We start from the raw sequence: 4,241 nt of genomic DNA, 5'->3' as shown, positions 1-4,241 counted from the left end.
CTCAAAATCGCTGGAGCTGCATGACAAGGTCATCGGGCATTATCTGAACATAAAACACTATCAGTAAGTTGGAGTCATTACCCGTTTTCGGGGAAAATAGGCGTACCGGTAAAACCAAACTGATAAAAGCGTCTGAATTTCTTTTTGAGGTTTTTCTGGGCCTCACCAAACTGGCTGCGGTGACACTCATCAAAGATAAACACCACCTGCTGTTGGTAGACGGGCAGGTCAGCTTCGGCTTTCATCAGGTTATTGAGTTTCTGAATGGTTGTGACGATGATTTTGTTATCGTCCTTATCCAGGTTTCTTCTGAGGCCTGCTGTATTATCGGAACCATTGACACTGTCCGGAGAGAAGCGCTGATACTCCTTCATGGTCTGGTAATCGAGGTCTTTCCTGTCGACCACGAAGAAGACTTTATCAATAAAGTCCAGTTCCGTAGCCAGACGTGCGGCCTTAAAGCTGGTCAGGGTTTTTCCTGACCCTGTGGTATGCCAGATAAACCCGCCGCTTTCGGGTTTTGACCAGTTCTTCGCTTTAAATGAGCTGTTAATTTTCCAGAGAATGCGCTCGGTGGCGGCAATCTGATAGGGACGCATGACCAGCAGCGTCTGGCTGCTGTCAAACACGCTGTAATTAAACAGAACATTCAGCAGAGTATGCTTCTGGAAGAAAGTGGCGGTAAAGTCCTTCAGGTCCTTAATCAGAGTGTTATCCGACTTTGCCCAGTTCATGGTGAAATCAAAGCTGTTTTTATCCCGCTTAGTGGTACTGGCAAAGTACCGGGTATCAGTCCCGTTGGAAATCACGAAGAGTTGCAGGTATTTAAACAGGGAGTTATCGCTGTTAAAGCTTTCCTTGCTGTAACGGTGTATCTGGTTAAAGGCTTCACGAATCGCCACACCGCGTTTTTTGAGTTCGATTTGCACCAGTGGAAGGCCGTTGACCAGAATGGTGACGTCATAACGGTTAGCGTGTGAGCCAGTCTGCTCAAATTGCTGAATGACCTGCACCTTATTGCGCAGCAGGTTCTTTTTATCTATCAGATAGATGTTTTCCAGACGACCGTCATCAAACGTGAAATCACAGATATAGTCGATATGGATTTTACGGGTTTTGTCCAGGCTGCTGTCACTGGGGCTGTCGAGATACTGCTCTGCGAAACGCCGCCATTCACTTTCGTTAAACACCACACCATTAAGACGCTGAAGTTGGTCCCGCACATTCGCCAGCATCGCAGTCGGTGACTTAACGGAGATAAACTCATACCCCTGATTAAGAAGGTCCTGAATCAGCTCCCGCTCAAGGTCAGACTCGCTTTGATAGCTGTCGCCTGTCGGCTGGGCTTTGGTGTATTTATCAAGGACGATAAAGTTATTGGATTCAGCAATGGTGTGGGTCTGGTGAGTCATGGCGTATCCTTAATGTGCCATCAGGCAAAGGCCGGAAGAGGGCTCATGGCCTCTACCGGCGAGTATAAAGTCAAATCAGTAACTGGCAATTTCAGGCTTCGGGAAGCTGAACAGCAAATCACGATAGTATTCGTACTGCTTCTGGCGTAGTTCAATCTCTCGGGGCAGGCCTTCGGTGATTGACACTGTTATTGTTTCGAATTTATCGAGAATTTTCGCAATACGGGTTTGTTCGTTCAGTGAGGGGACTGGTACTTTCAGATTTTTTAACATTCCGCCTGTAATAAGAGGTTGCCCTGCTCCTACTGCGTACTGATTTAAATTCATGTGTGTCAGTTGATGAAATGCGAAACGCGCATTCCATGAGTCAGAAGGGTGAATTATTAGAGTATTATCTGAAACGTCAAAATGGCCGGATACAGCATTAACCAATCCAGCATATGCACCGACACGAGCGACTAGAAGCAAATCCCCTGAATATGCAGGTTCATTAGTAAAGCCAAGCAAGCCAGTTGAGCCGTAGACAGGGAAATCACCTTCGGCCTGGCGAGTCTTATTACGCCCTGATGCAATTTTCCTCGTGATCTCCCCCAATGTCCTCCACTCAACCTCACCCTCATCAAAACTCAGCAACTGGTCGCGATAGTAGTTGTACTGATTTTTTCGCATGGTAAGCTCAGCTGTAAGAGCAGTAAATCTATCCAGAATTCGGACGATTTCAGACTGGATGGTCAAAGACTTTTCTGGATTGTTTGAACAGGGAATTGGAATTTTAATTTTAGATAAATCGCCACTGGAAACCCGTCGGACTTTAGCTCCAGTAATATATTTCATTTTTTGTGTTTGAAATATTTCGGACTGGAAGAAATAGGCGAGATATTTAACATTTTGCTCGTGGCGAAATAACATCATATCTCCGGAAATAGCAACGTTATCGCCAAGCCAGGCTAAAGGTTTTACTACATCTTTATCGTTTTCTGATGTTGTTGCTAGCAATAAGTCATTTTTTTGAGCCTTCCTCAGCTTATTGGCTAGTTCTGGAAGCACGTAAGTAAATGTTTTATCAGCTGATAACCCATACCTTGTATAAATCTGACCGTAATGTATTGCTGGAAAACCACTTTCAACGAAATCTTTTTTCTGTAGTCCATTGCCACGTATGAAATCGCCAAGCTCTCCCAGTGACAACCATTCAACATCAACTCCATCCAGCAATTTGTTCAGAAAGTTCAACCCACTCATGATTGCGCCTCGTCACCTTCAATCTTTGCCACAATTGAGTCGATATCCTTGCGTAACTGATCGATTTTGCTGACGGTAGTTTTTAGCTCGGTATTTAGCTCTGCAATGTCGACAATTTCGCGGGTATCCTTGGCTTCGACGTAGCTGCTGACTGACAGGTTATAGTCATTGGCAGATACTGTTTCATAAGGGATTGTTTTCGCAAGGTGGTCAATATCCGCTTTGCTGGCAAAGACCTGCATAATCTTTTCGATATGACCATCAGTCAGGATGTTATTATTGGTCTCTTTCTTAAACAGCCCGCTGGCATCAATAAACTGCACGCTGGTATTGGTTTTATGCTTGGACAGCACCAGAATGTTCACCGCAATGGTAGTGCCGAAGAACAGGTTTGGTGCCAGAGAAATCACAGTTTCAACATAATTGTTGTCGACCAGGTACTGGCGGATTTTCTGCTCTGCACCGCCACGGTAGAAAATACCGGGGAAGCAAACTATTGCTGCACGCCCTTTAACTGACAGGTAGTTTAGTGCATGTAGCACAAACGCAAAGTCAGCTTTTGATTTCGGGGCCAGTACGCCAGCAGGAGCAAAGCGCTCATCGTTAATCAGGGTCGGATCATCACTACCAATCCACTTAACCGAGTACGGTGGGTTAGAAACAATCGCATCGAACGGTTTTTCATCGCCAAAGTGAGGCTCAGTCAGGGTATTCCCCAACCTGATATCAAACTTATCGTAGTTGATGTTGTGCAGGAACATATTCATACGCGCCAGGTTAAACGTCGTATGATTTATCTCTTGTCCGAAAAAACCTTCTTCAATGATATGATTATCAAAGTGTTTTTTCGCCTGAAGCAGCAGTGAACCGGAGCCAGCTGCAGGGTCATAGATTTTGTTCACGTGAGTCTGACCGTGCATCGCAAGCTGAGCAATCAGCTTAGAGACGTGCTGAGGAGTGAAGAACTCCCCGCCAGACTTACCGGCATTCGCCGCATAGTTAGAAATCAGGAACTCGTAGGCATCACCAAACAGGTCAATCTGGTGCTCGTTAAAATTCCCCAGCTTAAGTCCTTCAACGCCTTTCAGAACGGCGGCAAGACGGCTGTTTTTGTCTTTAACTGTGTTACCCAGTCGATTGCTGGTCGTATCGAAATCGGCAAACAGGCCTTTGATGTCGGCCTCGGACGGATAGCCGTAGGCAGAGCTTTCAATATCGACGAAGATACTGTTTAAATCAGCGTTCAGCCTGTCGTTGGTGTTAGCTTTAGCTGCAACGTTGCAGAACAGCTGGCTCGGGTAAATGAAATAGCCTTTAGTCCTGATGGCATCCTCTTTGATGTCATCGGTAATGATGCTGTCATCAAGTTCTGCATAATGTATGCTCTCATCCCCTGCTTCCATGTAGCTGGAAAAATTCTCACTGATGAAGCGATAGAAAAGTGCACCGAGTACATACTGTTTAAAATCCCATCCGTCTACGGAGCCTCTGACATCATTGGCAATGTGAATCGCCACAGGTTTAACAGACACCTCAGAGTCATTTAAGATGACTTAAAGAGAGGTACCCATGAGCGGTAAGCGTTAT

The 4,241-nt window shown here is 45.6% G+C and carries 3 protein-coding genes and 1 pseudogene; 1 reads left to right on the top strand and 3 read right to left on the bottom strand.

All coding sequences use genetic code 11. The features are described 5' to 3' along the window. Positions 1 to 67 (top strand): IS1 family transposase (locus tag ACOTYB_RS24610; RefSeq protein ID WP_421765773.1); only part of this gene is annotated, 67 nt, incomplete at its 5' end. 16 nt (positions 68 to 83) lie between these two features. On the opposite strand, the pseudogene ACOTYB_RS24605 reads toward ACOTYB_RS24610, so the two are convergent. The 3 genes and pseudogenes from ACOTYB_RS24605 to ACOTYB_RS24595 form a co-directional block, all read right to left on the bottom strand. Continuing rightward, a pseudogene (locus tag ACOTYB_RS24605) lies at positions 84 to 1,412 on the bottom strand (HsdR family type I site-specific deoxyribonuclease); the annotation flags it as partial. A 75-nt stretch (positions 1,413 to 1,487) separates the two neighbouring features. After that, on the bottom strand, positions 1,488 to 2,654 hold the full coding sequence (locus ACOTYB_RS24600) for a restriction endonuclease subunit S (protein ID WP_409249095.1): 1,167 nt from the start codon (positions 2,652 to 2,654) through the stop codon (positions 1,488 to 1,490). Beyond that, positions 2,651 to 4,186, bottom strand: coding sequence for a type I restriction-modification system subunit M (locus tag ACOTYB_RS24595; RefSeq protein WP_421765916.1), 1,536 nt, complete (start codon positions 4,184 to 4,186; stop codon positions 2,651 to 2,653). The genes ACOTYB_RS24600 and ACOTYB_RS24595 overlap by 4 nt, the downstream gene beginning before the upstream one ends. Between the last annotated feature and the right edge of the window lie 55 nt (positions 4,187 to 4,241).

The organism is Enterobacter cloacae complex sp. IR5450 (assembly GCF_049238665.1).
Classification (GTDB): Bacteria; Pseudomonadota; Gammaproteobacteria; order Enterobacterales; family Enterobacteriaceae; genus Enterobacter; species Enterobacter hormaechei_C.
Note: the sequence above shows the minus strand (reverse complement) of the source record. Positions and strands in the feature narration are given on the sequence as shown.

Bases quoted from the DNA above. Each gene is read 5' to 3' on its own strand.
- ACOTYB_RS24600 (WP_409249095.1), bottom strand. From the start codon at position 2,654: ATGAGTGGGTTGAACTTTCTGAACAAATTGCTGGATGGAGTTGATGTT.